Here is a 23550-nt window from a genome sequence, read left to right on the forward strand (position 1 = left end):
CGGTGGTCACGAAAGCCAGCACATGTCGCCGGTGTGCGGGTCGGTCCATGCCAACGGGCGTGTGTTGTGTGCGAGCAGAAGTGAGTTGCCGTGCTGCGCGGGGCGGGTGACCCCGCTCGGGAACGGGAGGGCGTCGGGGTTCTCCTGAGCGATCCAGTGCAGACCATGGTGCTGGATCTGTTTCGCGAGCACCCGGCGCTCTTCCGGTGCCAGGTAGGTCAACGTCGTCGTGTGGGTAACCACGATCGTGGTGCCGGGCGGGGCCGCGGCGACGGCCTCGGGCAACAGACTGGTGGCGTCTCCGTGCAGGACGTGGACCGGTTCGGTGGCGGCCAGGCGCAGCGCCGACTCCAACCGTGCCGCGCGTTCGTGGTGTTCCGGCCATACGAGGGAACGGAGCCAGTCGCGGTCCTCGGGGGAGCGCGGGTCCAACGGCGCGAGGTCGATCCCGATGCGGCGGGTTACGTGTGGTGGGGTGCTCTGCGGCAGGTGGCCCCGGGACCGGCATGTGATGCGGACGGGGGAGTCGGGGGCTCCCAGTGTGGTGCCGTTGACCTCGTAGGCGTAGCGGTCGGGGTGAAGGCACAACCCTGACGAGCTTCCCAGCTCGATCAGGGTCAGGGGCTGGGGGAGCGTTCCCAGGACGGGGTACACGGGAGCGCAGCGGGCTGGCTCGTTGGTTTGGGTGTGGTTGCGCTGCATGTGGGCGGCGATCCGGTGCCACTGTGCGAAGAGGGTTTCGCGGAACTCGGGGAAGCCGGCAGGGGTGCCTGTGAGGTAGCGGGTGCTGGCGAAGAGGAGGGTGGGGTGGTGTTGGCCAGCGGGCAGGGTGTTGAGTAGGGCGAGTATGGCTGGGTCGGACGCGACACCGAGTGCCAGCTGTGTGTAGAGAGGGGAGGTGGGGTGTGCTTCGTGGCAGGCGAACCGGTGGTATCGCTCCGCGATGTCGGGTTTTGACATGGGGGGTGTTTTCTCTGGGGCAGCTCGTGGGTTGCCATGACTGTTGCCCGGACGGTCTCCCTCGAAACGCCGCGAGGGAGTGGTGGAGCGTAACGTAGGTCATGTCGGGCGCTCCACGGTGTGTGGGATGGCGCGTGTGGGCGTACCTGTTGGCGATGGTGTAGCTCGTCGATAGCCGTAGTCGTCATGTGGATGGAGTGCGCGTGCGCTTGTCTCGTTTATCCCGGTCCGGACCGGGGGCGGATGGCAGTGGTTCTTCCGGTGTTCCGCGGTCGCGTCGGGCCATGGCGTTGCTCGTGTTGGTTCTGGGTGCGTTGACCGCGACGGGGCCGTTGTCGACCGACCTGTACCTTCCGGCGTTCCCACAGATCGCTCGTGACCTGAACGCTCCCGAGTCCCAGATCCAGCTGACGCTGACAGCGATCATGCTTGGCCTGGGTGTGGGTCAGTTGGTTATCGGACCGTTGAGTGACGGGCTGGGGCGGCGTCTGCCGTTGTTGCTCGGCGTCACTGTGTTCACTGTGACAACGTTCGCGTGCATGCTGGCTCCTTCGGCTCCGGTGCTTGTTGCTCTGCGGTTCGTGCAGGGGGTGGCCGGTGCTGCCGGTGCGGTGATCGCGCGGGCGGTAGTCCGTGACCTTTTCGAGGGCGATCACGCGGCGCGTTTCTTCACCCGGTTGATGCTGGTGACCGGGATGGCTCCGCTCCTGGGGCCGATCCTCGGCGGGCAACTGTTGTTGTTGGGGCCGTGGCAGCTCACCTTTGGTGTCATTGGAGGAGTGTCCACTCTGACACTGGTGGTGGTGTTTTTCTGGTTGCCGGAAAGCCTTCCCAGGAGCGAGCGCCGGGAGATGAGGCCGGCGGAGCTTGCGCGGACGGTCGGAGCGTTGTTGCGTGATGCGCGGTTTGTGGGTCCTGCTCTGACCCTGGGCCTGAGTTTCGGGATGATGTTCACTTATGTGTCGTCGTTCTCGTTCGTTTCGCAGAACCAGTTCGGCGCTACAGCACAGCAGTTCAGCCTGATATTTGCGGTCAATACGTTGGGGATCATCATCGGGACGCAGCTCAACGGTTTTCTCATCGGGCGTGTCGAGACCGCGCGGCGGCTGGCAGCGGGGTTGACCGGGGCGCTGGTGGCGGTAGTGACCATGTCGCTGCTGGCGGCAACCGGGTCGGCCGGTTTGCTGTCGCTGACCGTGGTCTTTTTCGGCATGATGTTCAGCGTCGGGTTCGTGTTCCCGAACGCGACGACCCTGGCTATCTCCAGCCAGCCCCCGGCGGTGGCGGGAACGGCGTCGGCGCTGATGGGATCGATGCAGTTCGCGTTGGGTGGTGGCCTGGCGGCGCTGGCCGGTCTGACGGCTACGGGCGAGGCCACCTTGGCGAGTATGGCCGTGGTGATGGTGTCCGTGGGGGCGGCTTCCGCTGTGGTGTTCGCCGTGCTGGGACGGAGCGCTGCTCGTTCGGTCAGTTGAGGTCGGATGATCCTGTATCCGGAGGGCGGGTGTTGTACCTCCCCGGGACGGTTTTCGGTGTTCCAGCGGAGCCGTTGAATTTTGGTGTTTTATGCCGGTCTCTGTGCTGTGTGGGAAACAGTGCGAGTAACTGTTAGTGATTTCTCCGATGTCTTACGGGTTCGACATTCGGGGAAGTTGCCGCCGAGTGTGTGATGCGGGCACAGTGGGGCACATCCAGGTGACATGTGAGGTTACGGGTGGTGGTCTGTGCCACGGCCCGGCCGGTGGAAGGATGAGTCGGCCATGCGGCAGTCGCGGCCCGATCTGTTGTCCCAGGCAGCTCAGTTCAACGGGTTGGGGGACGTGGTATACGAGCATGCCAACACCAGCCCGCGGGCTGGGATGTTCTCACGCCAGACCTCCGAGGGTGCCTGGGAGGAAATCAGCGCGAGCGGGTTCCTTGGTGAGGTGACCGCGGCGGCGAAGGGGATGATCGCTGCTGGTATCGGGGCGGGCGACCGGGTGGTGCTGGTGTGCGGTACCCGCTACGAGTGGGTGATGCTCGCGTTCGCAGCGTGGGTGGTACGGGCCGTTGTCGTTCCGGTCCATCCCCGGTGTTCGCAACAGCGGCTGCGGCGCGTCATGCGCGATTGCCGTCCTGCCGCGATCGTGCTCGAGGACGGGCGCCATGCCTCGACCGTGTCCGGGATCGGCCACGAGCTGACCGATCTGGCCAGGATCTGGCGGTTGGACGAGGCGGGGTTGGAGGCGATCACTCGTCCGGGAACCTACATCGACCCCACAGCGGTGCGGTTCCGTCGTGAGGAGGCCTCGCGGGAGGATCCCGCGCTCATCACGTACCCCGCGAGCACCACGAGGCCGATCCGGGGGGCGGTGCTGACGCAGGGGAACCTGCTGGCTGTCGGTGAGCGCCTCGCCGAGCGTATGCGGCCGGGTGTGGAGTCCCGGGACGGGCGGGAGTGCACGTTGTTGCACGCGCCCTTGGCGGACGGCTTCGCGCAGACGACGCTTGTGGCCTGTGTACTGGGCCAGGTGCGGGTGGGACTCTTGGAGGAGGGGAACTCGCTACTGAACGAGCTGCGAGTGTTCCGCCCCACGGTGTTGGTGACGCTTCCTCGGGTGTTGGAACGTGTCCACGCCCAGGAAAGGGCACGGATGCGTGAGAGCGGATGGGACAACCTCAACTCGTTCGAGGCAGCGACGGATGTGGCGATCGAGTTCGACAAGGCCGAGCGTAAGGGGGCTTGGCGGCGTGTCTCACGCGCGATGTACGACTGGATCTTTTCCCGGCTCCGGGAAGCCCTGGGTGGGCGGGTCCGGTTCGTCGTGTGTGCTGGTGGTGCGCTTCCCCTGTGGGTGGACCGGTTCTTCAACGGAGCCGGGATCCCCGTCTACCACGCGTTCGGCACGGTGGAAACCGCTCACGCGATAGCTGCCAGCGCCCCGGGTAAGCGACGTTCCGGAACCGCCGGGCAACCGCTTCGAGACGTTGAGGTGCGGGTCTCGGGAACCGGGGAACTGTACGTGCGGGGACCCGGGGTTTTCTCTGGTTACTGGAACGATGTGGAGGCGAGCCGGGCTGCGTTTCGTGACGGTTGGCTCGCCAGCGGGGTAGCCGGAACGGTCGACCCGGACGGTTACGTTTCTGTGGGGGAGTGGCTGTCCCCCCACGCTGCTGGTTCGGCTTCCGGCGATGGGAACGAGCCAGCGGAGAGGGACGAGGGCTCCGCGACAGGGACGCGGCTCCCGGAGAAAGCACCAGCTGACCCGGCCGGTGAGTACGTGGACGAGCTGGAGCAGCGGTTGCGTACGCATCCGCTGGTGAGCCAGGCGTTGGTGATCAGTGAGGGGCGGCCGTTCACGACTGCGCTCGTCACACTGGCCGGTGATCAGTTGGAGTACTGGCGCCTCGTCAACGGCAGGCCGTTGGCCATGTCTCCGCAGGAGATCGCCGCTGCCCCGGACATGGTGGCAGAGATCCAGGGTGTGGTGCAGGAGGCGAACGGTGCGGCCCCCGCCGCGGCCCAGATACGTGCCTTCCACATCCTCGCCGAGGAGTTCACGGTTCAGAGCGGATTGGTGCTGAGCTCGGGGGAACTGCGCCGTGCTGCCGTGCTGCGGGCTTTTGCCGAGGAGATCGACGGCTTGTACCGGCAGGCGCAGCACCAGCACGAGTAGGGGCGGTGCGGCGGGTTCCCTTCGAGATCGGCGAAGATGGACCTGCCTGCCCAGCGAGCGTTGTTTGATCGAGGCCAGGGCCGGGCGGTGATGTCCTGCTCGTCGGTGGGGCAGCGGGCGTAGCCAGTGATCGTCTCGCTCATGCCGGGTGGGCGTACGGTTGGCCCCCGACACGCAGCTCCACCGATGTGAGACACCGCAGGTCCATCTCACGATCCTCCCGCGTTTTCAGAGCGTCGTGACCGACAGGCGGCTACTTCCGACTGCGCTTCCGGCCCTCGGCGTTGCCGACAACCCTGCCTTGACCAGACCATGCGTGCTTCACTGAAAGCCGGGAGACCAGACCCCGGTAGCTGCCGTGGCGCGGACATAGTCCCTGAAATCCCGCGGCTCTCGACGGAGAGCGCGCTGGACTCCATCGGCCAAACGAGCCCTGCGGCCATCGAAGACCTCAGCCATAAGGTCGGCCAACGGCCTGGCGAAGGCGGCCGGCGTCGCCTGTTCCTTCAGCCGCTGGGTGAACTGCTCCAGACTGACCGGCTGGTAGCGCAACGTGCGCCCGGTGGCCTCGCCTATTTCCGCAACTGCTTCGGCGAACGTCAGCAGCCGCGGACCGGTCACCTCATAGGTCTCCCCGACGTGGCCATCCTCGGTGAGTGCTGCGCTCGCGACGTCCGCGATGTCCTCGGCATCAATGAAGGGCTCGGCCACCCGGCCTGCCGGCAGCGCCACCACACCCGTGCGGACCGCGTCAGCGAGGACGTCTTCACTGAAGTTCTGGGAAATGAAACCGGTGCGCACGACGGTCCACTCGGCGCCGGACTCGCGCACGGCCTCTTCGCAGCGCTCGGCTTCGCTCGCGCCACGATCGGCTAACAGCACCAGCCGCGTGACGCCGCAGCTTACCGCGAGTTCGGCGAAGGCACCCACTGTCTTCGCAGCCCCCGGGAACGCGGCGTCTGGGTGGTAGGCCACGTACGCCGCCCCCACACCCTGCAGGGCTGGCTCCCAGGTGGCCTGGTCGCGCCAGTCGAAAGGCGGGGTAGTGCTGCGCGAGCCGACCCGTACGGGCACTCCTCGCGCGGTGAGGCGTTCGACTACCCGCCGCCCCGTCTTGCCCGTCCCGGCCAGAACCAGTGTCTTCCTGCCATCCGTCGTCGTCATGACCCCCATTTCATACCGTCGCCGGCTAGACGCGGAATGGTTGAGAGGCTTGGGGGCGTGCTCGAGCGTCTAACCTGTCTGTGTGGATGCGTTGTCCGGTCTCCTCGCTGGCCCGCGGGCCAGGGGTGCCTTCATGTTGCGCTCGATCCTGAGCCCGCCGTGGTCGGTGCGGGTCCAGGACGAAGCCCAACTGAGCATCGTGGCGCTGACCCTGGGCACAGCCTGGGTGATTCCCGAAGCAGGAGAACCGCTGCGCCTGCGGCCCGGAGGCGTGGCGATCATGCGCGGTCCGGCCCCGTTCACCTTTGCCGACTCGCCCTCGACGCCGGTCCGGGTGGTCGTTCATCCCGGCCCCCGCCGCACAGCGAGGACCGGCGAATACCTGCGGGATGTCATCGACCTGGGCCCGCGCACCTGGGGCAACGACACCGCAGACGATGCCGCGGTGATGCTGATCGGCAAATACCAGATGACCGGCGAGATCAGCCGCAGGCTCCTTCGCGTCCTCCCGTCCGTGTTGGTCCTCCCCCGTGGGCCGCAGGGTGCCGCTGGGCTCATCGAGCTGCTCGCCGAGGAAATCGCCCGTGAGGAGCCGGGTCAGCAGGCCGTCCTGGACCGGCTACTGGACCTGCTGCTCGTGACCACCCTCCGGTCATGGTTCGCACACTCACCCGCTCAAGCGCCGACCGGGTACCGCGCCTTGTCCGATCCCGTGGTCGGCCCGGCGCTACGTGACCTCCACAGCGACCCCGCCCGTCCTTGGACCGTGGCCACGCTGGCTTCCCGTGTGGGGATCTCTCGGGCAGCACTGGCGCGCCGTTTCACCGACCTGGTCGGTCAGCCGCCCATGGCCTACCTCACGGATTGGCGCCTGGACCTGGCAGCCGACCTGCTCGATGAGCCAGAGGTCACGATTGACTCTGCGGCCCGACAGGTCGGCTACTCCAGCGCATCCGCGCTTAGCACCGCATTCAAACGGGACCGTGGGATCAGTCCCCGACAGTTCCGAGCGAGATCGGACTCGAAGAAGTGAGTGTCCGATTGCCCATCCCTCATCGAGACGGGTTCGGGAGGTCGAGACGTGTGGTCATGTCCAGGCGGGAGCGTCCGTAGGGGTTGATGTCGGACCAGGACATCAACCTGCAGTCCAGCATCGCTGGCACGAGCCATTCCCTCACTCCGCCACTGCGGATCACGGGCGTCGAAGACGGCGTTGGCCAGCCTGTTGACGGCCGCGCGAAGGTTGCGCGGGCGGTCAAGCTTTGGCGCACGTGCCGATGTTGGTGCCTGGGGCGAACAGGAACGCTACCGCGCCGTGATTCGCCCCTCGGGTCAGCTTCGGGAACTCAGGAGACCCGGTGGGTGCGGCCGCGCGTCGCGTTACTTCTCGTTTTTGTTTTTAACGAGAAGCACTAACTGGTTTCGCTCCCCAGTGTGTTTGTACGAACACAAAATGTATTTGTAGTGATGGGTTCCTCTTTGTGCAAATTCTTGCTAGTTTTTGCGCAATCCTTGCGTTTCGTGGCGAGGAGGAGAGGCAGTACCACCTGGCCCAGGAGGGGACCCCCCATGCGACGCACGTGTTTCGGAGCGGTGAGCGCCACTCTGCTCCTGCTCGCTTCCGGCTGTGGCAGCGGTGGAGAACAGCAGGAGACCGCTGACCCCCAGGAGGTCAGCGGCGAGATCACTTTTTGGGACACCTCGGATGCCACGAACGAGGCTCCGGTGTTCGAGGAACTCGTCGAGGAGTTCAACGACACCTACCCCCAGGTGACCGTGAACTACGAGAACGTACCTTTCGACGACGCCCAGGACAATTTCAAAACAGCAGCGCAATCAGGTGAGGGTGCGCCCGACGTCATGCGTGTGGATGTCGCGTGGGTACCGGAGATGGCCTCGTTGGGCTATCTGGCCCCGTTGGACGGGACACGTGCTCTCCAGGAGAGCGAGGACTTCCTGGAGACACCGCTGTCAAGCACACGACACAAGGGACAAACCTATGCTGTCCCGCAGGTCACGGACTCACTGGGGCTGTTGTACAACAAGGACCTGTTGGAGGAGGCCGGAGTCGACAGCCCTCCCGAAACCATGGAGGAGCTCCGTGAAGCCGGTCTGACGGTCGCCGAGGAGACCGACGCCGACGGTTTCTACGTCAACGCCTCGGATGGTTTCTACCTTCTCCCGCACTACTACGCGCACGGCGGGGATCTACTCGACACCCGGGAGAAACGGATCACCGTCAACAGCGACACGGGTGTGGCCGCCGTCGAGGAGGTGCTGGACCTCATCGACTCGGGCGCAGCCGCGGAGCCGGCGCTGACGGACACCTACGCCACCATGCAGACCGCCTTCAAGGAGGGTGAGGTCGCCATGATCTTCAACGGCCCCTGGGCTATGGAGGACATACGTGCGGGGTCAGCGTTTTCCGAGGACCTGGACAACATGGGGGTAGCGCCCGTTCCGGCGGGACCGGAAGGCCAGGGCGGGCCCACCGGTGGTCACGACTATGCCGTTTACGCCGGATCCGAACAGTTGGACGCCTCCTACCTGTTCACCCGGTTCATGGCCTCAGAGGAGAGCCAGGCCAGAATCGCTGCCGAACTTGGGCTGCTTCCCACGCGTTCTTCGGTGTACGAGCGTGACAGCGTCGCCGGTAATCACACCGTCTCCGCGTTCACCCCTGTCGTTGAGGACGCCCAACCCGGTGTGTGGATACCGCAGAGCGGCACGTTGTTCGAACCGTTCGAGACAGAGATCCCGGCCGCGGTATCCGGTGAGACCACCCCCGAGCAGGCCCTCGACGCCATTGCCGACAGATACTCCTCCTCCCTTCCGGAGGAATGGGAATAACAACCATGGCTACGTTGCGCTCGGAAAACAGCAGGAGCCACGTTCCCCTTCCCCCCGGAGGCCGTTACCGCAACGGAAGCGGTGGGCGGGTTCGTGATTTCCTCTCTTCCCATTTCTACGCCTGGACGATGGCGGCTCCCGTCGTCATCGTCATGGCGGTACTCATCGGATACCCGCTGGCACGAGGGTTTTACCTGTCCCTGACGAACGCCACCGAAGCCAACGTCGCTCGAGACATCGGTATGAACGACATACCGGCAAGCTATGACTTCGTCGGTGCGGACAACTACCTGGCCATCCTCACGGGAGAGGTGGGCGACTTCTGGCCTCGCCTGGCATGGACAGTTGTCTGGACCGTGGTGTGCGTCGTTGCGCACTACGGCCTGGGAATGGCTCTGGCGATTCTGCTCAACCGGCCGATTCGCGGGCGGACGGCGTACCGGGTTCTGATGGTCCTCCCCTGGGCCGTGCCCCCGTTCGTGAGCGCTTTCATATGGCGCTATCTCTACAACCATGAATACGGGGTCATCAACGCGGCGCTGGAAAACGTGGGGCTCGCTCCGGTCGCGTGGCTGAACGACCCGACGGTCGCGAAACTCTCGGTGATCGTCGTCAACGTGTGGCTCGGCGTACCGTTCATGATGCTCGCGCTTTTGGGAGGTCTGCAGTCGATCCCCCGGGAGTACTATGAGGCGGCCCGCGTGGACGGGGCCTCATCGCTGCAGCGGTTCTTCCACATCACTCTTCCCGGACTACGGCCGGTGAGCGCTCCAGTGGTGCTGTTGGGAACGATATGGACGTTCAACCAGTTTCCCGTTATCTACCTGGTCACCGGGGGTGGTCCGGGTGACAGCACCGAGCTTCTCGTCACCTACGCCTTCCGAATGGCGTTCCAGGGGATCAGGGACTATGGAGGATCGGCGGCGTACGGAATCCTGATACTCGCGCTCCTGATGGTGATGGCATTCGTTTACCAGCGTTCATTGTGGCGAGGAGGACAAGCATGGTGAGCGCTGTTACGCGTCACCTCTCGGCAGGTGCCGCTCGGCACGCTGTTCTTGTCGGAGCAAGCGCAGTTTCGGTTTTTCCGGTCGTCTGGATACTTCTGACCTCGTTGAAACCGCGGGGGGCGTGGCAGACCGCCGAGGTCGAGCTGTTCTACTCGCCGAACCTGGAAAACTACACTCAGGTTCTCACTTCCAGTTCTTTTCTGTTGTGGTTTTCCAACTCCGTCGTGGTGGCCGGCGGAACGACACTGGTCGCTGTGTTCGTCGCCGCGACGACCGGATACGCGCTGAGTCGTTTCAGGTTCCCCGGGATGCGGCCGCTTCTGTGGTCCCTTCTCATCACCCAGATGTTCCCGGTTGCCATACTGATCGTTCCGATATACAACGTTCTCGCCGGAATGGGGTTGATCAACAACCACGCGGGTCTCATCCTCACGTATCTCACCATAGCGATACCGTTCTGCGCGTGGATGTTGCGTGGCTACATGGACAGCATTCCCGTGGAGATTGATGAGGCAGGGCGCATGGACGGACTGAGCCCATGGGGAACATTCTTCAGACTGATCCTCCCGCTGTCCCGTCCGGGAGTCGCCGTCGTGGCGTTCTACGCCTTCATCACAGCGTGGGGAGAGGTCGCTTATGCGACAGCGTTCATGACATCCGAGAGTAACTACACCCTTGCGGTGGGGTTGGGGCAGTTCGTGGGGCAGCAGAAGGCCGAGTGGGGGATGCTGAGTGCCGCTTCGGTCCTCATCGCCGCCCCCGCGACTGTCGTGTTCCTCCTGGTGCAGCGTCACCTGGTGAGTGGGCTGACGGCAGGAGGGACGAAATCGTGAGGTTCACACAGGGGCGCGCTCCCCGCGGTCACCACCAACGCACATCACTGGCAGCCGGCAGGGCGCCGACCTCTGTCTCCGTGTGGGAGTTCAGTTCCGTCCGCAGCTGGTTCCATGCGGCTTTCGCCGTGTTGTCCGTTCCCGTGCAGTCTCCCCGCTGTTCGCAAGCGACGCGTTGGGACAGGGACATGACATCCGAGAGTAACTACACCCTTGCGGTGGGGTTGGGGCAGTTCGTGGGGCAGCAGAAGGCCGAGTGGGGGATGCTGAGTGCCGCTTCGGTCCTCATCGCCGCCCCCGCGACTGTCGTGTTCCTCCTGGTGCAGCGTCACCTGGTGAGTGGGCTGACGGCAGGAGGGACGAAATCGTGAGGTTCACACAGGGGCGCGCTCCCCGCGGTCACCACCAACGCACATCACTGGCAGCCGGCAGGGCGCCGACCTCTGTCTCCGTGTGGGAGTTCAGTTCCGTCCGCAGCTGGTTCCATGCGGCTTTCGCCGTGTTGTCCGTTCCCGTGCAGTCTCCCCGCTGTTCGCAAGCGACGCGTTGGGACAGGGAACCGGCGAAGCGCAGTGGGCCCTTGCCGTGCTGTGCTCCCCACGAACTGACAGCAGCCCACTGCTGCGCCTGGACACCGTCCGTGCGATAGATCTGGGGAACGGCACTGACGGTGGGGGCGGCACCGGAAGAGACGTGGTACATGTCCGAGAGATCCCAGCCGTTGCTGCACGACACCGATGAGGACCCGTAGGTGGGGCATCCGCTGGCGGCGTTGGCGGCGTACAGCTGTCGGTCGGTGCGCTGGGTGAAGCCCTTCACCCAGGCGCGGGCCCACGAGGGCGAGGACCAGTCGGGTTCGGCGTCCCACCCTCCGATCACAGTGACAGCCGCGTTGTCGGCGGCGTTGGCGGCGTCGTCGACCAGGGCCGCCCACTCGCCTCCGGCTTTCGAACCGGCGGGAGCACCGTCTTCCTTGTTGTTGACGGCCAGGGCGAGACGGGCGGTCGCTCCGTTGGTGCGGCATTCGGTGAAGCCTGCGCTCCACGCCTCGGCGATGGCCACGGCGCGCTGGGTAGGGACGCGGCCGGTTGGGCTGTCGGACCGGGTCCCGGCAGGACGCAACTGCTGGTCCTTCTCCTGGGTGCCGAGGAAGAGGAAACGTGGTCCGTCGCGTCCCTTACCGCCCGCGGCGCATCCCGCTTTCCTGGCACGCGTCGTGTCCGCCTGGGAGCTGTCGGCCTCGAACTGCACGTAGTGGCTGACCGTGAAACCGGGATAGTCCGCTGCGTGTGACGCTGTTGCGGTGGTGGTTAGTGCGAACGCGCTCACGGCTGTGACCAGTAGTTTCGGTGCATGGTGTTTGCGGGACATGCGTCCTCCCCCGGTTCGTGTACACGCTCCTTCCATTGCGCCGGAGATGCTCCTCAACAGCCCAGTAACCAGGAAACTGGGCGATTCCGTCCCATGTATGGGCGAAACGCCAACAAACGGCTTCCTGGTGAAGGAGACGCGGCCGGGCCGGGATGGCGGCAGTTCCCCGTTCCCCGGATGCCACGGGAACAGCGGTACCTGGCATGGAGTCGGAGGAGGGGAGGCGTAGAGCGGGACCGGTGCGGTGGTCGCCTCGCGGCGCGTGGCACAACGTGGTTCCATCGGCCACCTGCCGGCCCACACCGGGTGGGCGCTCAAGCACGGTATTCCACGAAGGCTAATGAGTGGAGCCCGGGGACACTTAGTACCGCACCGGCCCGCACCCCTGCCCAACAGGGACGAAGGGTTTCGTATTCCATCCCTCGTAGAGTCGGTCGGACCCGACGGGATGCGAAAGGTACAGCGCTATCCGGCGGGAGGGAACGGGCTGGTTTCCCGTAATACCTTTCGAGCTGTGATGATTCACCTGTGTGGCGTGAACTGATTGGTGAACTGTATCCGGAGGGGCAGCTGCCCGCCCCGGCGGATGAGGCGATGATCGCCGAGGTGGAACGGGAGCTGGGGCTCCCGCTGCCTTTCGAACTCGCCTCGCTGCTGGGGGAGACCGACGGAGTGCGCAACCACTATGGTGACGCCGTCGTATGGTCGGCTGAGCGGCTGGTTGAGGACAACCTCGCGATCAGGTCAGAACCCGACTATCTGCAGCTGTACGCTCCCTTCGACGAGATGATCTTCTTCGGTGACAGTGACATGGGGCCGCAATTTGCCTATGTGCACACGGATTACGGTCCGGGGATCGTGGTGTGGGACCACGAGACCGACCGGAGACAGTTGGTCGTCGCGTCGCTGCGGGATTACCTGATCCGGTGCTTCACCCAGGGGAACGCGTGGTTCACGTGACCGGTTCCGTACCCCGGTCGGAGGAGGATCCGGCTCGGGCGGTTGAGGCCCGGCGTTGCCGGCGCCAGCCACCACTCCGGGAGGTGAGCCGTGAGGTTCGTGCCCGCCAGTCGCCCACGGGGCGGATGGCGGTGCCTCGCCGTGACCTGTTCGTGGCCCGCGGGACGGGGCCACGTCGGGCTCGACCCCGCCAGCGACGGGACCGAGCCGGGGGCCGGGCCTGCAGCGCGCACCCGTACCGCGGTCTTCGTCCGTCCGGGCGCCGACACGTTACGTCCCCCGGGGCACTACTGAGCCGCGGCACGGTAAGTGGCGGTGTGACCTGGGGTTTGTGCTATTTTGCGGTGATCGTCGCGTGTTTGACGGTCAACAGGAGCTTCGACGTCGGAAAGGCCAGTCACCCATGTCCGAGCAGACCACAACCGGCGGTAGCGGCGATGCGGGGGTCCGGGTCCAGGGTTCCCCTGTTGACACGTATCCGGACTACGCTCCTGAAGCCGAGCGGGGGCGTGTGCTGCGGGTCACGGTGGCTGGGGAGGACGTACTGCATCAGCGCGGTGCGGACGTGACGCGTGAGCAGTTCGCTACGTCGGAACTCTCCCAGCTCATCGACGACATGTTCCGCACGATGTATGTCGCCGAAGGTGTCGGTTTGGCGGCCAGCCAGGTTGCCGTGGACATGCGGGTGTTCGTCTATGACTGCCCGGACGACGAGGGAGTGCGCCACGTAGGGCACGTGGTCAACCCCGTGCTGGACGAGCGTGACCCCGAGCAAAACCCTCTCGTGGTGGACAACGAGGGGTGCCTGTCGGTTCCCGGTCCCCATGCTGAGCTCCCCCGTGCCGAGACGGCGGTCGTGCGCGGTTACGACAGGGAGGGGGAACCGCTGGTGATCGAGGGCACTGGTTACTTCGCTCGCTGCTTGCAGCACGAAACGGATCACACCTACGGCCGTCTCTATGTCGACCGGCTGACGAAACGGGACCGCAAGAAGGTGCTGAAGCAGATGGAGGAAATGGCCCCCGAGGTGTTCGCGCAACGGGAGGCAAACGCCGCCAACATGCTCCAGTAGGCGTTCGGGGATTCCCCCGTCATTCCGCAGTGCCTGTGTGGGCAGGGAACTGGTCCATCCGTCGCCACGTCGGAGACTGTGTTTCGATCCCCTGCCCGAGTGAGGAATGATGGCGAAGCTGCGAGCAACCCGAAAGCGTCTCAGCCCCCAGGCCAGTGTGCTGGGGGTCGGACTGATCGTTCTTCTCGTGGGGTGCGTCGCCCTGTTCGTCGGTATGACCGACTACACCGACCACACCGAACGCGTCGAGGCGACCGTGGAAGAGCGTGATGTCGACATCGAGCGTGACTCCGACGGGGACCGGGTCGGGAAGGACATCACCGTGTACGTCGACTACACGGTGGAGCAGGAATCCTACCGGGACATGCAGCTGTACGGGTTGGGCACGGACGACTACCACGAGGGGGAGAGCCTCACCGTGGCCTACGCTCCGGACGAGCCCGAGCATGTCGTGACCCCCCGGAGCACGGAACCGGGGGCCTATGACCTCGCCTGGTACGCCGGCCTCGTCGTCGTGGTGGTGGGCGTTGTCATCACCGCGGTCGGCGGGGTCATGATGAGATTGCGCAAGTAGGAGGAGCACCGGTCCGTGGCCCGTGCTCCCCACCGCGGGTTCTCGGCGCCGCCTGCGGGGCTGGTCGGTAGTTGGCTCCGCAGGCGGCGGGGTCCAACCTCGCCTACCTTGTTGTTCCGTGCCGCCCGTTTCCCGAGGTCGACGGTCTGACCGGCCGCACTGTTGCCAGCGAGCCCGTCACGCCTTCTGTTTCCCGTCCGTTGCCGGGGGTGTTGCGTCCAGGTGGGTGGCGGCGAGTTCGGAGAGGACGGAGGAGACGCGGTTGGGAACCTCCATCGGAGTCATGTGCCCGACGTTGGGGATCTCCACCACCTCACGGCAGTCGGGCAGCATCCCGGCCATGCGGTGGGCGTGGGGGAGAGGGGTGAGCTTGTCCGCGGTGCCCGTCAGGACGATGGTGGGCATGTCCAGTGCCTGCACCCCGGTATCGAGGTTGAGTTCACTCATGACGCCGCCCCACGCTGCCCGGGAGGTTGTCGGGCAGGAGTGTACGAGCCGTGCGCAGACGTCGACCGCGGTCGGGCTGGCCTCAGGGGTCATGGTCATGTAGCGCAGAGCGGCGCGGCTCAGGGGGGTGACGGGGCCCAGCGGTAGGGGGGCGCCCAGGACAAGGCGGTGGCCGAGACCGCCGATTTTGGGCCAGCGGTGGGAGCCGGGGAGAACACGGGCCCGTTCGGTAAGGTCGGCGCTTCCGGTGCTGGCCAGGAGGACGGCGGCGGCTCGTTCCCGTAGCTGGGTGCGCTGTGCTGCTGCCATGATGGTCATGCCACCCATGCTGTGTCCGCCGATGACGGCTTTCGTTCCGGAGGGGACCGTGGCCTGCAGCACGGCGCAGAGGTCGTCGGCCAGAGCGGTGGTGCTGTATCCCGAGCGTGGGGGCAGGTCGCTGCGTCCGTGACCGCGCTGGTCGTAGAGAACGACGCGTAGGTGGGAGGAGAGCGCCTGCGTCACGGGGGCCCAGAAGGGAACGGCACATGTCCAGCCGTGGCTGAGTACGAGGGTGGGAGCGTTGTCGGGCCCGTGCACCTCGACGTGCAGGCGGGTGCCGTCGGCTGACGTGACCGACGTTTCGTGGTGGTTGGTTGTTGGCATGGCGGTTCCTCCGGAGCTACTGATGAGTTCAGTCGTGCTGCCCGAGAGTAAATCATGACAATAACCATTGGAAGATTTGTGTCACACTGATCGCCGGGTAGCACCAGGACGCGACGCGGTGTCTCCCCGCTCGCGGTTGTGCTCCCGACACGTCCCAGCCCGTTGCGTGGGATCGTCGGGAACACCGGCTATAGGCTGGGCGCGGCCGGGCGACGGCGTTCCCGGCCTGTGCCGTTGACGCGTGAGGCAGTGAGAGGTCCGTGATCCCGATGGACGACCATGTAACGTCTGTTTCCGACATACTCATGGTGGTTCCGTTGTACTTGCCTGTCGGTGAGCGTCGACAGGGACGGATCAGTTCCACCACCCTCGATCCCGGCGCGAGCACACCCAGCAAGGTCGTGGTCGACGTCGGTTCCACACCCGAGGGGCCCGACCACGGGCCTGACGTCGAGATCGCAACCCGGCTGTGGCAGCGGGACACAGCTCCCGGTCAGCGGGACGTCCGGGGACTGTGCGGCGAACGTGACCTCATGGAGCGACGTATGCGCGACCCGCTCAGCGCCCAGTCGTTCTCCCTGCCCGAGGACGCGGCATGGTCGGAGGAGACCATGACCCTCGACGACCTCCCGCACTCTGCCACCGTTCTCACGACGCGACAGTCATGGGTGGCGGTGGTCGTGCTTGCGGAGGGGTTCCTCGTGCGGGTGTTCGTTCCCGCACCGGGGCCGGGCCCCAGGGAACTGCGCCGGGTCGCCGCCGCGCAGGAACTCGAACCGGTGCGCGGCCGCGGCTGACACCCCGCGTCGCCGTGTGCGAGCACCGGGCGGCCGCATAGCCTCGTTCCCATGGTGAACGTTCTCAGCAGCAGAATCATCCTGCGCCCCACGAACCTCGAACGCAGCCGGTCCTTCTACCGTGATGTACTGGGGTTGGCCATCTACCGGGAGTTCGGCTCCGGTCCGCAGCGGGGCACCGTTTTCTTCCTCGGCGGCGGGCTGCTCGAACTGTCGGGGCACTCCGAGCAGCGTCCCGAACCCGCGGCCACCCAGCTGTGGATCCAGGTTCCCGACGCGGCAGCGGCCCAGGAGGAACTGGCGGAGCGTGGCGCCACGATCGTTCGCGAGCCGCGGCAGGAACCGTGGGGGTTGATAGAGATGCACCTGCATGATCCCGACGGTCTCCTGCTGTACGTCGTCGAGGTTCCCGAGGACCACCCCATCCGGTATCGGCCCTGAAGCCGGTTCGACGAGCGGTCCGGGCAACTGGTTTCTGCGCGCCGCGCGCGGCGGTTATCACCCGCCGTCCCGGACACACGTATGAGGCTGGGCCAGGCCCAAACCACTTCCTGCAGCGCTGCGCCTGTGTCATTGACCAGTGCAGCCGTCTGGCCGGGTTCGGGCGCTCACCTCGGTGGGGGATGGCCTGACGGCTGGTCCGCGGGCGGGGCGAGGTACCCGACAACGTCGTGGGGCACGTGGTCTCCCCGATCGGGGCCGCGGCCTCCGAGGTAGCGTTCTACGACTGGCAGGGCCGCTCGGCCAAGCGCAACCACTCCGAGATCCAAGCCGGGCCACCGGTTCCGCGCTCGGTGGCCGACGTCGACGAGATCACGCTGTGGCTGATCGAGAACGTGTGCGCCGAGGAGCGCTCCTTCGATCATGTCCGCGACCGGACGCTCAAGCACTGCCGGTCCGAGCGCATCGAGCGGGGCGGTCTGAGGAGCAGATGATGGCCCGGGTGGCCGAGTGCATCGGGACCGAGGTACCGGAGCGGATGAACACGCTGGCCGCGCAGACCGACGACGACCCTGAACAGGGGCCGGCCGGCCAGGAGGATACCGGGGTCGTCGCCCGGATCAAGGACGCGCCGGGCAGCGTCAGCCCCAACACGCTGCTGGATGAGACGGCCAAGATGGTGTCGGCCCGGGCCTGTAGCGCTCGCCGAAAACGGGCGGGTGCCGTGGTCGGCATCGCCGGTGGTCTCGACGGCGGCGGTGCCGACGGGGGTCAGTCCCGCCCCAGCTCGGTGCAGATACAGGCGTGGTTGCCGTCTGGGTCGGCCAGCACGACGAAGGCGGGGGCATGGCCGTCGTCGACGACGCGTCCCCCCGCGGCGACCGCTGCGGCGATCCGCCGGTCGGCGACGTCCGGAGGGAGCGTGACGTCGAGGTGGAAGCGCTGCCGGTCGGGTGCGGTCGAGTCGGTGGTCTGAAACCACAGCGGCGGGAGTCCTCCGGCCGGGTCGACGACATCGCCGCCCGCCTCGGCACCGCCGAGGACGGCTGCCCAGAACGACAGCACCGTGTCCGAGGCAGGCGTGTCCAGGGCCAGTTCCAGCACCTGGAGCTGCTCAGGGCGCGGGACCAGCCCCTGGTCGGATGCGAGCGCGCTGATCCGCTCGGCCAAGCGGATCTCCCGTTCGGTCACTGCTCCGACCTCGTGGCTGTGCACCGTGAACTGGACGTGCCCCGCACGCAGATCGACGTCGGGACTATGGTCGGCCGCGCCGGCGAGTCGGCCCACGGCGGCGACGAACTCGGCCCCCGCTCCGAACGAGCCGGTCTCGAACCGCGCACGCAGCGCCCCCAGCAACCACCGCCAATCGGCCAGATCGACCTGCCGGTCCCCAAGGCGAGTGGTCTGTCGCACCATGGCCCGAGGATAGGCCACGGCTCCCAGGCCAACAAGCACCCATAGTCACAACCTAGTGCACTTCACGTCCCTGGACAGCCCATTGCCTCTTTCCGGCGTGCTTGGGTCGGGCCCCTGAGTTGGGGCAGCACCAGGTCCAAACCACTGCCTGCGGGTTCGAGCGCTCACCTCGGTGAGAGTGATGGCCCGATGGCTGATCCGGGTGGTGTCCCCTCACCGAGCGAGCGCATTGACCTTAACTCTGGTTGAGGTTATAGCTTCGGCGGAAGACGGGGCGTTCGGAACAGGAACGAAGGAGGAGCAGGTATGCGGGCGGTCCAGGTGACACGGTTCGGTGGCCCGGAGGTATTGGTGACAACCGAGCAACCGGACCCGGTGGCCGGGGTGGGGCAGGTGGTGGTGGACGTGTCCGCGACTGAGGTCCTGTTCCTCGACACACAGCTCCGCAGCGGGGCGTTTCGCGAACATTTCGCTGTGCAGCCTCCGTACGTTCCTGGTACCGGGGTGGCTGGCACGGTGAGTTCGGTCGGCAGGGACGTGGATCCCGGTTGGATCGGGCGGCGGGTCGTCGCCGGTACCGCCAGAGAGGGTGAGTACGCCGGCGGGGGATGCGCGGAGCGGGCCGCAGCACCAATCAGTGAGGTGTTCGAGGTGCCGGAGGGCCTTGACCTGTCGGGGGCCTTGGCGGGTCTGCACGACGGTCTGATGGCCTTGAGTCTGGCGGAGAAGGCCGCCCTTCAGCCGGGAGAGCGGGTACTGGTGAACGCAGCGGGTGGCAGTCTCGGGGTCTGGCTGGTTCCGCTGGCGCGCGCGGCCGGCGCCCGGGTCATCGCCGCTGCCCGCGGGGAGCGGAAGCTGCGGCAGGCTCGTCAGCTGGGTGCGGATGTGGCGGTCGACTACTCCGAATCTGGCTGGACCGAGCTGGTGGGTGAGGCAACCGACGGTTCGGGGGTGGATGTGGTGTTCGACGGTGCAGGTGGTCAGATGGGTCGGTCCGCCTTCGCCGCCACCGCCGACGGCGGACGGTTCTTTTCCTACGGTGCGGCAACCGGTGGTGTGGCCGTTATCGATCCGGGCGAGGCCGAGCGCCGTCAGGTCACCGTGGTGGGTGTCGAGGACGAGATAACCCCACAGGACTGGGCGCGGCTGGCTAAACAAGCGCTGTCCGAACTGGCGGAAGGACGGATAAAGCCGGTCATCGGGCAAACCCTGCCACTGGAACGTGCCGCCGACGCGCACGCCGCGATCGCCGCCCGCAACGTTGCCGGAAAGACGGTGCTCCTCGCCTGATACCGCGCGGCCTGACCACACGCGCCAAGCTCGACCGGCCGCGCCGCGCGATCACGTTCTCGCTGGGCCGTCCGAACCGTTGCCCTGCCAAAGAACGCACAACAACAGGCCATGGAGAACGCGGAACACTCGGTCACTGGTCGCTGCAGGTCTCGGTCTCCGACTCCGGGCGGGCGCACTCGTTCATCAGGCGACGTGGGCCCGGCCCTTCCTGAGCGAGTTCGTCGTGGGGGTTGGACAGCACGCACGACTCCAAGGAGAGACAGCCGCAGCCGATACAGTCGGTGAGATCGTCGCGGAGGCGTTCCAGCTGCTCGATACGAGCGTCGAGGTCCTCGCGCCATCCCGCGGAGAGGCGGGCCCAGTCCTCTCGGGTGGGTGTGCGCTCCTCGGGGAGTTCGGCCAGCGCAGCGCGGATGCGTTCCAGCGGGATCCCGACGCGCTGCGATACTCGGATGAAGGCGATGCGGCGCAGCGTGTCGCGTCGGAAGCGGCGCTGGTTGCCCGCTGTGCGGCGGCTGCGGATGAGACCGCGCCGTTCGTAGAAATGCAACGCGGATACCGCAACGCCGCTACGTTCCGCTACCTGGCCTACGGTGAGTTCCTTGGCGTTCCAGACGGCATGTACCACGTCAGTCTCCCAACGATCCCGCTAACTAACGGCGAGACTACCCAACGCGTGGCGTGTGACGGTTCCGCAGCTGGGGAGGCGTTTCCCCTTCCTCTCGGGTGGCGAGTGCCCCGCCGGGGCCCAGGGGGCTGGATACAGTCGGACAGGGTCGGCCTCGAGGCTCGGGGGCGGTGGCGCTGGCTGCGGTGCTTCCCGCGTGCGGTCTCTCGGCTGCTGGCCCGTACCGGAAGACCGGAGCGAACGCGACGGCGGCGAGCACCGCACGGAGGAGACGTTGGACCAGCAACGGAGCAGGTGGGACGAGATCACTGGTGGCGACCACGGGGCACGCTATGCCGCGCGTTTCGCCGACCTGGCGGAGTCGGGGGCGGACGTGCACGGGGAGGCGCGCTTCTGCGCCGCACGTCTCGCTCCCGGCTCCCGGGTTCTGGACGCGGGTTGTGGCACCGGCAGGGTCGCGGCCAAGCTTGTTGACGAGGGCCACACGTGTGTCGGTGTGGACTCTGACGCCTCCATGCTCGCTGAGGCGCGCCGGGCCCGCCCGGATATCGACTGGTATGAGGCTGACCTGGTCAACGTCACCGGTCTGGACGTGGGGGCGTTCGACATGGTGATTGCGGCCGGCAATGTGGTTCCTCTCCTGGCCGAGGGTACGGAGTCCACCGTGATCACCGGGCTCGCCGAACTGCTTCGGCCCGGGGGAGTACTGGTGTCCGGTTTCGGGTTGGACACGCAGCACTTGCCGCTTTCCTTCGCCCCGACCACGTTGGACGAGTACGACACGTGGTGCTCCCGGGCAGGGCTGGTGCTGCGGCAACGGTTCGCCACCTGGGACGCGGACCCCTACGAGGGAGGCGGGTACGCGGTGAGTGTGCACACCCGGCCGTAGCCTCGGCCGGGTGTGTTCGGTCGGCGGGCTGCTCGTCGGTGCGGAAGCCGGAACGTAGAGGGACGAGACCTCCCCGGGGCAGGATTCCTCCCCTGCACACGTGTGGCGGTGGTTGCGGCACTGAGTGCATGAGCAGCAGAAACGCACACCGCAGCGAGCTGGGGGAGTTCCTCAAAGCCCGACGCGCCGAGTCGGGACCGGCAGGCGGGTCTGCCCGAGACCGGAGCGGTGCGGCGGGTTCCGGGCTTGCGTCGCGAGGAGGTGGCCCACCACGTCGCCCGTCGGAAGATGGCGTTGCACCACCCCGTCGCGGGCGATCCCAGCCTCGACTGGGACGCCCTGTCCCGCATCGCCGCCCCGGAACAGCAGCTCATCGCCCGAAGCGCCGCCCTCGGCACACCCACCCACGACGCAGCTGGCTAACTGTCCCGAGCACGCTGCTCGGTGGACGCCTGTCACCGTATGGCCGAGATGTGTGTTCTGCTTCCCGTGGTGAAGCGGCAGAGACTACCCTGAATTCAGGGTTAACTGAATTCAGGATTTTGTGTATTCTATTGGTATGCTGACGCTCGCCACAGACATTGACGCTCTGGCCCGGTTCGGTCGTGCGCTGGCGGACCCGATCCGCTGTCGTATTCTCCTGGCGCTGCGGGAGAACCCGGCACACCCGGCCGACCTGGCCCGGACATTGGATATAAGCCGCACGCGGTTGTCCAACCATCTCGCCTGCCTGCGGGACTGTGGGCTGGTGGTCGCCGTTCCGGTGGGGCGGCGGGTGCGTTACGAACTGGCTGACTCCCGGTTGGGCCACGCTATCGACGACTTGCGCACCGCCGTTCTCGCCGTGCAGAACGACAACACCTGCCCCGACGCCTCCGAGGACGGGTGCTGCTGATGGGATCCCCCCGACCCTCAGTGGCCACTGACGCGCGCAGAGCTGTGCTGATCCGGCGGGTGCGCCTGCTGGTGGCCGCGACCATCGGCTACAACGTCGTCGAGGCGGTCGTGGCGATCACCGCCGGCGCCCTGGCCTCCTCTACCGCTCTTGTCGGTTTCGGCCTGGACTCCGTGATCGAGGTGTCCTCAGCCACCGCTGTGGCCTGGCAGTTCTCCGCCCGTGACAGCGCTGTGCGCCAGGCCCGCGAGAAACGGGCACTGAGCGTGATAGCCGTGTCGTTCTTCGCGCTGGCCGCCTACGTGACTGTCGACGCCACGCGTTCTCTGCTCGGCGGGGAAGGGGCTGACCAGTCGATCACCGGAATCGTGCTGGCAGCACTGTCCCTGGCGATCATGCCGGTGCTGTCGCTGACCCAGCGACGCGCCGGGCGGGAGCTGGGGTCTGCCACCGCGGTCAGCGACTCCAAGCAGACCCTGCTGTGCACCTACCTCTCCGGTGTCCTCCTCGCCGGGCTCCTGGCCAACGCCATGTTGGGATGGGCGTGGGCCGATCCGCTGGTTGCCCTGTTCATCGCTGTCGTGGCTGTCAAGGAGGGACGTGAGGCATGGCGGGGAGAGTCCTGCTGCGCACCCGCCGGTATCGCCCTGACCACCACAGGCACTGAAGATGACGGGTGCGCGTGCGGCCCCGACTGCGGTTGCTGCCATGGCGAGTGAGGTTCCCGTACCGGAACGGCTGCACGATGCCGTTGTGGTCGGTGGCGGGTTGTGCGGCCTCGTGGCCGCCACACAGCTGCACCATGCAGGCGCCGACGTGGTGGTCCTGGAAGCCTCCGGCGAGGTCGGGGGACGCACCCGATCCCGGGAGTTGGCCGGGCGCACGGTCGACATGGGCGGCGAGCTCGTGGGCAAAGACTACGTGCACCTGCGTGGGCTCGTCGCCGCGCTCGGCCTGCGCCTGGAACCTGCCGGTCCTGTACTCTCGCGAGTGCGTCTGGCTCCACGAACACACCCGCCACTACGCCCGACCACCGCTACTGGCCTGGCTGCTGTGGCCGCACGCCTGAACCACCTGTGTACCCTCCTCCCCGCAGCAGCCCCGTGGAAAGCGCCACAAGCCCCACGCATGGACGCGGTTTCGTTGGGGCACTGGCTGGAAACAGCGCCGGTCGGCGCCAACACCGCGCGACTGTTGGGAGCGGCCGCGCAGGCGTTTTCCACCGCACACCCCCGAGAACTGTCACTTCTCGCTTTCCTGACCTGGTTGAAACCCGCTGGCGGGCGTCTCGGCGCTGTGGCGCGAAACCCGTTGGCGCATCGCCGGAGGCGCCCAGGAAGTGGCCCGGCGTCTGGCATGACGGATGGCTCCGCGCGTTTTTCGCGGCAACGCGGTCCGGGTCATCGAGCAGGACAAGACTGAGGTCGCGGTGTACACCGCCGGCGGTACGGTCTGGCGAGCGCGGCAGGTAGCGGTGTGCACGCCGCTGACTACAACCGGCCGTGTCGCCTTCGTTCCTGAGCTCCCCACGGCTCAGGGTGACCTCCTCAGCCAGGTGACCAGTCCCGCGATCACCAAACTTGTCCGCCGCACCTGCCCCCCGGGGCCCGCCGGAGAACGCTGGCAGCCGGCGATGCTGTGATGCCGTT

Annotated in this window: 27 protein-coding genes; 20 read left to right on the forward strand and 7 right to left on the reverse strand. The window is 66.6% G+C overall.

Translation table 11 applies throughout. The features are described from left to right. Positions 1-6 precede the first annotated feature (6 nt). On the reverse strand, positions 7-960 hold the full coding sequence (locus FHX37_RS07445; protein ID WP_141923056.1) for a DUF2332 domain-containing protein: 954 nt from the start codon (positions 958-960) through the stop codon (positions 7-9). A 284-nt stretch (positions 961-1244) separates the two neighbouring features. On the opposite strand from FHX37_RS07445, the gene FHX37_RS07450 reads away from it, so the two are divergent. Both FHX37_RS07450 and FHX37_RS07455 read left to right on the forward strand, forming a co-directional pair. Further along, positions 1245-2435, forward strand: coding sequence for a Bcr/CflA family efflux MFS transporter (locus FHX37_RS07450; protein ID WP_141923058.1), 1191 nt, complete (start codon positions 1245-1247; stop codon positions 2433-2435). A gap of 285 nt (positions 2436-2720) precedes the next feature. Further along, positions 2721-4616, forward strand: coding sequence for an AMP-dependent synthetase/ligase (locus FHX37_RS07455; RefSeq protein ID WP_141923060.1), 1896 nt, complete (start codon positions 2721-2723; stop codon positions 4614-4616). Between the two features lie 321 nt (positions 4617-4937). Here FHX37_RS07455 and FHX37_RS07460 read toward each other — a convergent pair whose 3' ends face one another. Then, entirely contained in the window at positions 4938-5780 is an 843-nt protein-coding gene (locus FHX37_RS07460) for an NmrA family NAD(P)-binding protein (RefSeq protein WP_141923062.1), read from the reverse strand. An 82-nt stretch (positions 5781-5862) separates the two neighbouring features. On the opposite strand from FHX37_RS07460, the gene FHX37_RS07465 reads away from it, so the two are divergent. The 4 genes from FHX37_RS07465 to FHX37_RS07480 all read left to right on the forward strand — a co-directional run bounded on the left by FHX37_RS07465 (position 5863) and on the right by FHX37_RS07480 (position 10473). Next, a complete protein-coding gene (locus tag FHX37_RS07465; RefSeq protein WP_141923064.1) occupies positions 5863-6813 on the forward strand; it encodes an AraC family transcriptional regulator in 951 nt (316 codons plus the stop codon). A gap of 536 nt (positions 6814-7349) precedes the next feature. Further along, the gene (locus FHX37_RS07470) at positions 7350-8630 is read left to right on the forward strand and encodes an extracellular solute-binding protein (protein ID WP_141923066.1); all 1281 of its coding nucleotides are present in this window, start codon (positions 7350-7352) and stop codon (positions 8628-8630) included. Positions 8631-8758: 128 nt separating this feature from the next. After that, positions 8759-9640, forward strand: a complete 882-nt coding sequence (locus FHX37_RS07475) for a carbohydrate ABC transporter permease (protein ID WP_246062174.1) — start codon at positions 8759-8761, stop codon at positions 9638-9640. 104 nt (positions 9641-9744) lie between these two features. Next, positions 9745-10473, forward strand: coding sequence for a sugar ABC transporter permease (locus FHX37_RS07480; protein WP_246062175.1), 729 nt, complete (start codon positions 9745-9747; stop codon positions 10471-10473). Positions 10474-10501: 28 nt separating this feature from the next. On the opposite strand, the gene FHX37_RS22745 is transcribed toward FHX37_RS07480, so the two are convergent. Next, positions 10502-10663, reverse strand: a complete 162-nt coding sequence (locus FHX37_RS22745; RefSeq protein ID WP_170181449.1) for a hypothetical protein — start codon at positions 10661-10663, stop codon at positions 10502-10504. Here FHX37_RS22745 and FHX37_RS07485 point away from each other — a divergent pair. Continuing rightward, a complete protein-coding gene (locus FHX37_RS07485; protein ID WP_394344482.1) occupies positions 10662-10844 on the forward strand; it encodes a hypothetical protein in 183 nt (60 codons plus the stop codon). The two genes, FHX37_RS22745 and FHX37_RS07485, sit on opposite strands and share 2 nt — an antisense overlap. A gap of 28 nt (positions 10845-10872) precedes the next feature. Here FHX37_RS07485 and FHX37_RS07490 read toward each other — a convergent pair whose 3' ends face one another. Further along, a complete protein-coding gene (locus FHX37_RS07490) occupies positions 10873-11844 on the reverse strand; it encodes a hypothetical protein (RefSeq protein ID WP_141923073.1) in 972 nt (323 codons plus the stop codon). Positions 11845-12372: 528 nt separating this feature from the next. On the opposite strand from FHX37_RS07490, the gene FHX37_RS07495 reads away from it, so the two are divergent. The 3 genes from FHX37_RS07495 (at position 12373) to FHX37_RS07505 (ending at position 14450) form a co-directional block, all read left to right on the forward strand. Beyond that, the gene (locus tag FHX37_RS07495) at positions 12373-12804 is read left to right on the forward strand and encodes an SMI1/KNR4 family protein (RefSeq protein WP_141923075.1); all 432 of its coding nucleotides are present in this window, start codon (positions 12373-12375) and stop codon (positions 12802-12804) included. A 403-nt stretch (positions 12805-13207) separates the two neighbouring features. Continuing rightward, complete coding sequence (gene def / locus FHX37_RS07500) at positions 13208-13876, forward strand: peptide deformylase (protein WP_141923078.1); 669 nt, start codon at positions 13208-13210, stop codon at positions 13874-13876. 109 nt (positions 13877-13985) lie between these two features. Further along, entirely contained in the window at positions 13986-14450 is a 465-nt protein-coding gene (locus FHX37_RS07505; protein WP_170181518.1) for a DUF3592 domain-containing protein, read from the forward strand. Positions 14451-14627: 177 nt separating this feature from the next. Here FHX37_RS07505 and FHX37_RS07510 read toward each other — a convergent pair whose 3' ends face one another. Then, on the reverse strand, positions 14628-15542 hold the full coding sequence (locus FHX37_RS07510) for an alpha/beta fold hydrolase (protein WP_141923082.1): 915 nt from the start codon (positions 15540-15542) through the stop codon (positions 14628-14630). 305 nt (positions 15543-15847) lie between these two features. Between FHX37_RS07510 and FHX37_RS07515 the strand changes: the two genes are divergently transcribed. From FHX37_RS07515 to FHX37_RS07525, 3 genes are all read left to right on the forward strand, one after another. After that, positions 15848-16339, forward strand: a complete 492-nt coding sequence (locus FHX37_RS07515) for a hypothetical protein (RefSeq protein WP_246062176.1) — start codon at positions 15848-15850, stop codon at positions 16337-16339. A gap of 51 nt (positions 16340-16390) precedes the next feature. Further along, on the forward strand, positions 16391-16780 hold the full coding sequence (locus tag FHX37_RS07520) for a VOC family protein (RefSeq protein WP_141923085.1): 390 nt from the start codon (positions 16391-16393) through the stop codon (positions 16778-16780). Between the two features lie 230 nt (positions 16781-17010). Continuing rightward, a complete protein-coding gene (locus FHX37_RS07525) occupies positions 17011-17274 on the forward strand; it encodes a hypothetical protein (RefSeq protein WP_170181519.1) in 264 nt (87 codons plus the stop codon). Positions 17275-17551: 277 nt separating this feature from the next. On the opposite strand, the gene FHX37_RS07530 is transcribed toward FHX37_RS07525, so the two are convergent. Beyond that, complete coding sequence (locus tag FHX37_RS07530) at positions 17552-18196, reverse strand: VOC family protein (RefSeq protein ID WP_141923089.1); 645 nt, start codon at positions 18194-18196, stop codon at positions 17552-17554. A 306-nt stretch (positions 18197-18502) separates the two neighbouring features. Between FHX37_RS07530 and FHX37_RS07535 the strand changes: the two genes are divergently transcribed. Beyond that, on the forward strand, positions 18503-19486 hold the full coding sequence (locus tag FHX37_RS07535; RefSeq protein WP_141923091.1) for a zinc-binding dehydrogenase: 984 nt from the start codon (positions 18503-18505) through the stop codon (positions 19484-19486). Positions 19487-19619: 133 nt separating this feature from the next. Here FHX37_RS07535 and soxR read toward each other — a convergent pair whose 3' ends face one another. Further along, a complete protein-coding gene (gene soxR / locus FHX37_RS07540; protein WP_141923093.1) occupies positions 19620-20117 on the reverse strand; it encodes a redox-sensitive transcriptional activator SoxR in 498 nt (165 codons plus the stop codon). A 196-nt stretch (positions 20118-20313) separates the two neighbouring features. Between soxR and FHX37_RS07545 the strand changes: the two genes are divergently transcribed. The 6 genes from FHX37_RS07545 to FHX37_RS22750 all read left to right on the forward strand — a co-directional run bounded on the left by FHX37_RS07545 (position 20314) and on the right by FHX37_RS22750 (position 23543). Next, entirely contained in the window at positions 20314-21006 is a 693-nt protein-coding gene (locus FHX37_RS07545; RefSeq protein WP_211351763.1) for a class I SAM-dependent DNA methyltransferase, read from the forward strand. 246 nt (positions 21007-21252) lie between these two features. Then, entirely contained in the window at positions 21253-21429 is a 177-nt protein-coding gene (locus tag FHX37_RS23165) for a hypothetical protein (protein ID WP_211351764.1), read from the forward strand. Between the two features lie 136 nt (positions 21430-21565). After that, a complete protein-coding gene (locus tag FHX37_RS07555) occupies positions 21566-21901 on the forward strand; it encodes an ArsR/SmtB family transcription factor (protein ID WP_141923095.1) in 336 nt (111 codons plus the stop codon). Continuing rightward, positions 21901-22620 carry a cation diffusion facilitator family transporter gene (locus FHX37_RS07560; protein WP_141923097.1) on the forward strand — a complete coding sequence of 240 codons (720 nt, stop codon included), beginning with the start codon at positions 21901-21903 and terminating at the stop codon, positions 22618-22620. Before FHX37_RS07555 ends, FHX37_RS07560 begins: the two co-directional genes overlap by 1 nt. Then, a complete protein-coding gene (locus FHX37_RS07565; protein ID WP_170181520.1) occupies positions 22610-23323 on the forward strand; it encodes a flavin monoamine oxidase family protein in 714 nt (237 codons plus the stop codon). Before FHX37_RS07560 ends, FHX37_RS07565 begins: the two co-directional genes overlap by 11 nt. Beyond that, a complete protein-coding gene (locus tag FHX37_RS22750; RefSeq protein ID WP_170181450.1) occupies positions 23265-23543 on the forward strand; it encodes an FAD-dependent oxidoreductase in 279 nt (92 codons plus the stop codon). The genes FHX37_RS07565 and FHX37_RS22750 overlap by 59 nt, the downstream gene beginning before the upstream one ends. Positions 23544-23550: the final 7 nt, after the last annotated feature.

Origin of the sequence: Haloactinospora alba (assembly GCF_006717075.1) — a bacterium.
Lineage (GTDB): Bacteria > Actinomycetota > Actinomycetes > Streptosporangiales > Streptosporangiaceae > Haloactinospora > Haloactinospora alba.

What these genes read in the sequence shown, in the direction of transcription:
- FHX37_RS07445 (WP_141923056.1), bottom strand. Translation starts at nt 960, where the DNA reads ATGTCAAAACCCGACATCGCGGAGCGATACCACCGGTTCGCCTGCCAC.
- FHX37_RS07450 (WP_141923058.1), top strand. Translation starts at nt 1,245, where the DNA reads ATGGCGTTGCTCGTGTTGGTTCTGGGTGCGTTGACCGCGACGGGGCCG.
- FHX37_RS07455 (WP_141923060.1), top strand. Translation starts at nt 2,721, where the DNA reads ATGCGGCAGTCGCGGCCCGATCTGTTGTCCCAGGCAGCTCAGTTCAAC.
- FHX37_RS07460 (WP_141923062.1), bottom strand. Translation starts at nt 5,780, where the DNA reads ATGACGACGACGGATGGCAGGAAGACACTGGTTCTGGCCGGGACGGGC.
- FHX37_RS07470 (WP_141923066.1), top strand. Translation starts at nt 7,350, where the DNA reads ATGCGACGCACGTGTTTCGGAGCGGTGAGCGCCACTCTGCTCCTGCTC.
- FHX37_RS07475 (WP_246062174.1), top strand. Translation starts at nt 8,759, where the DNA reads ATGGCGGCTCCCGTCGTCATCGTCATGGCGGTACTCATCGGATACCCG.
- FHX37_RS07485 (WP_394344482.1), top strand. Translation starts at nt 10,662, where the DNA reads ATGACATCCGAGAGTAACTACACCCTTGCGGTGGGGTTGGGGCAGTTC.
- FHX37_RS22745 (WP_170181449.1), bottom strand. Translation starts at nt 10,663, where the DNA reads ATGTCCCTGTCCCAACGCGTCGCTTGCGAACAGCGGGGAGACTGCACG.
- FHX37_RS07490 (WP_141923073.1), bottom strand. Translation starts at nt 11,844, where the DNA reads ATGTCCCGCAAACACCATGCACCGAAACTACTGGTCACAGCCGTGAGC.
- def (WP_141923078.1), top strand. Translation starts at nt 13,208, where the DNA reads ATGTCCGAGCAGACCACAACCGGCGGTAGCGGCGATGCGGGGGTCCGG.
- FHX37_RS07505 (WP_170181518.1), top strand. Translation starts at nt 13,986, where the DNA reads ATGGCGAAGCTGCGAGCAACCCGAAAGCGTCTCAGCCCCCAGGCCAGT.
- FHX37_RS07510 (WP_141923082.1), bottom strand. Translation starts at nt 15,542, where the DNA reads ATGCCAACAACCAACCACCACGAAACGTCGGTCACGTCAGCCGACGGC.
- FHX37_RS07515 (WP_246062176.1), top strand. Translation starts at nt 15,848, where the DNA reads ATGGTGGTTCCGTTGTACTTGCCTGTCGGTGAGCGTCGACAGGGACGG.
- FHX37_RS07520 (WP_141923085.1), top strand. Translation starts at nt 16,391, where the DNA reads ATGGTGAACGTTCTCAGCAGCAGAATCATCCTGCGCCCCACGAACCTC.
- FHX37_RS07530 (WP_141923089.1), bottom strand. Translation starts at nt 18,196, where the DNA reads ATGGTGCGACAGACCACTCGCCTTGGGGACCGGCAGGTCGATCTGGCC.
- FHX37_RS07535 (WP_141923091.1), top strand. Translation starts at nt 18,503, where the DNA reads ATGCGGGCGGTCCAGGTGACACGGTTCGGTGGCCCGGAGGTATTGGTG.
- FHX37_RS07555 (WP_141923095.1), top strand. Translation starts at nt 21,566, where the DNA reads ATGCTGACGCTCGCCACAGACATTGACGCTCTGGCCCGGTTCGGTCGT.
- FHX37_RS07560 (WP_141923097.1), top strand. Translation starts at nt 21,901, where the DNA reads ATGGGATCCCCCCGACCCTCAGTGGCCACTGACGCGCGCAGAGCTGTG.
- FHX37_RS07565 (WP_170181520.1), top strand. Translation starts at nt 22,610, where the DNA reads ATGGCGAGTGAGGTTCCCGTACCGGAACGGCTGCACGATGCCGTTGTG.
- FHX37_RS22750 (WP_170181450.1), top strand. Translation starts at nt 23,265, where the DNA reads ATGGCTCCGCGCGTTTTTCGCGGCAACGCGGTCCGGGTCATCGAGCAG.